This is a genomic window from Sinomonas sp. G460-2 (assembly GCF_047759905.1).
In the GTDB taxonomy this organism is placed as follows: domain Bacteria; phylum Actinomycetota; class Actinomycetes; order Actinomycetales; family Micrococcaceae; genus Sinomonas.
In genome coordinates this window covers 1-2,574 of the sequence record NZ_JBKZWT010000419.1, presented here as the reverse complement: position 1 = coordinate 2,574, position 2,574 = coordinate 1, and the positions used below count along the sequence as shown (strand labels likewise).

Below are 2,574 nucleotides of genomic sequence, written 5' to 3'. Positions count from 1 at the left end.
CTCCTTCGCGACCGGCAAGGCCGCATCGGGGTCCCCGCCCTGGGCGGCGATCATGCGCCGCCAGACGTCCATCGCGCGGCCGTCCTGGAGCGCCTGGGCGGGATCGGCGTCGTGCACGCCGGCGCACACGAGCATCTCCTCGGCGAGCCGCACCGTGAGCTCCACGACGTCCTCGGGGCCGCCGCCCGCAAGCACCTCGACGGACTCCTCGACCTCAATCGCGTTGCCCGCGGTGAGCCCAAGCGGCGTCGCCATGTTCGTCAGGAGCGCCACGGTGTTGACCCCCGCGTCCTTGCCGAGCGCGACCATCGTCTCGGCGAGCTCGCGGGCCGTCGCCTCGTCCTTCATGAAGGCGCCGGAGCCGACCTTGACGTCGAGCACGAGCGCGCCCGTTCCCTCCGCGATCTTCTTGCTCATGATCGACGACGCGATCAGCGGGATCGCCTCGACCGTCCCGGTCACGTCACGCAGTGCGTAGAGCTTCTTGTCCGCGGGCGCGAGGCCGCTGCCCGCGGCGCACACGACGGCGCCGACCTCGCTCAGCTGCCCCATCATCTGCTCATTCGTGAGCGCGGCGCGCCAGCCCGGGATCGACTCGAGCTTGTCGAGCGTGCCGCCTGTGTGCCCGAGTCCGCGACCCGAGAGCTGCGGGACCGCGACGCCGAACACGGCCACGAGCGGCGCGAGCGGAAGCGTGATCTTGTCCCCCACGCCGCCGGTCGAGTGCTTGTCCGCCGTGGGACGCGTGCGCCCGTCCGGGCCGCGGAGTCCCGAGAAGTCGAGCCTCTCGCCCGAGGCGATCATCGCCGCCGTCCACCGCGCGATCTCGCGGTGCGTCATGCCGTTGAGCAGGATGGCCATCGCGAGGGAAGACATCTGTTCGTCCGCGACGATCCCGCGCGTGTACGCGTCGAGGACCCAGTCGATCTGGGCGTCGCTGAGGTCGCGGCGGTCGCGCTTCGTGCGGATGACGTCGACGGCGTCGAAGGGCTCGGCGGCAGGGCGCGTCTGGCTCACGGTGCTTCCTTTCGTGGGGCGTCTGGCTCTCGGAGGGCGGCTGGCTTCCGCGCGGCGTCTGGGCCCTGCTCATCTGGGCCCTGCTCATCTGGGCCCTGCTCCTCGAGGGTCTCCGGGCCGAAGGCGTCCGGAAGCACCTCATCGATGGTGCGGACGCCGCGCGTCGTCATGAGCTCCATGCCCGGCGCGCGGAATTCATAGAGGAGCTGCCGGCAGCGCCCGCAGGGCATGAGCGCGCTGCCGTTTCCATCGACGCACGCGAACGCGCGGATCCGCCCGCCCCCGCCGAGCTGAATCTGGCCCACGAGCGTGCACTCGGCGCACAGCGTGAGCCCGTACGACGCGTTCTCGACGTTGCACCCCACCACAGTGCGTCCATCGTCGAGGAGCGCCGCGGCCCCCACGGGAAAGCGCGAATACGGTGCGTACGCGCGCCGCATGGCGCCCTGGGCGAGCGCGGCGAGCTCGTCCCAGTCGACGCGGTCCGTGCCGGGAGCCGCCGCGTCAGCCCTTGACATACGGGATGCCCTCCATGGCCGGCGGCCGCGACCGCCCCACGAGGCCGGCGACGGCGAAGACCGTCACGACGTACGGGAGCATGGCCATGAACTGGCTGGGAACCGGCGAGCCGATGATCGTGATGACGCTCTGGAGGTTGTCAGCGAAGCCGAACAGGAGCGAGGCGAGGAACGCGCCGATGGGGTTCCAGCGGCCGAAGATGAGCGCCGCGAGCGCGATGTAGCCACGGCCCGCGGACATCTCCTTGCTGAACGCGTCCACCGCGACGAGCGTGAAGAACGAGCCGCCGATGCCCGCGACCGCGCCGCCGAGGAGCGTGTTCCAAAAGCGCGTGCGGTTGACGTTGACGCCAAGAGTGTCCGCAGCCTGGGGGTGCTCGCCGACCGCCCGCACCCGCAGGCCCCAGCGCGTGTGGAAGAGACCCACGTACACGACGATCACGGCGATGTACATGAGATAGCCCACGAGCGACTGGCGGAACAGGATGGGCCCGATGAGCGGGACGTCCGCGAGCACCGGAATCTCGAGGCTGCCCAGGTGAGGCGGCTTGTTGAGGCCGTCCGGGTTGGCCGTGAGCAGCGTCGAGAACAGGAAGTTGGTCAAGCCCACCACGAGGACGTTGAGCACAACGCCGACGATGATCTGGTTCACGAGGTACTTGATGCTCACCACGGCGAGCACGAGCGAGACGAGCGCGCCTGCGACCGCGGCGGCGATGAGCCCCGCGTAGACGCTGCCCGTGACCGTCGCGCCGACGGCGGCGCTGAACGCGCCCATGAGCAGCTGGCCCTCGATCGCGATGTTGACGATCCCCGAGCGCTCGCACAAGACGCCCGAGAGCGAGCCGAATACGAGCGGGACCGCGAGCGTCACCGCTCCCGCGAGGAGGCCCGCGAGCGAAATGTATGGCGTCGCGTCGCGACCACCGGCCACGATCCAGACCAGGAAGCCCACGAGGAACGCGACCGCGAACGCGGCCACGGCCCAGCGCGGAAGCTTGCGGCCGCGCGGCGCGAGCCTCACCGACCAGCCCGCGAC

Annotated in this window: 2 protein-coding genes and 1 pseudogene; all 3 read right to left on the bottom strand. The window is 70.7% G+C overall.

Features of this window, described 5'->3' with window-relative positions; translation table 11 throughout:
* On the bottom strand, positions 1-1,017 hold a 1,017-nt coding region (locus ACLN58_RS20780), incomplete at its 3' end, for a thymidine phosphorylase (RefSeq protein WP_415857127.1).
* Positions 1,018-1,115: 98 nt separating this feature from the next.
* A pseudogene (locus ACLN58_RS20775) lies at positions 1,116-1,535 on the bottom strand (cytidine deaminase); the annotation flags it as partial.
* Positions 1,522-2,574, bottom strand: a 1,053-nt coding sequence (locus tag ACLN58_RS20770) for an ABC transporter permease (protein ID WP_415857126.1), incomplete at its 5' end; no start/stop codon positions are given. The pseudogene ACLN58_RS20775 and the gene ACLN58_RS20770, both read right to left, overlap by 14 nt.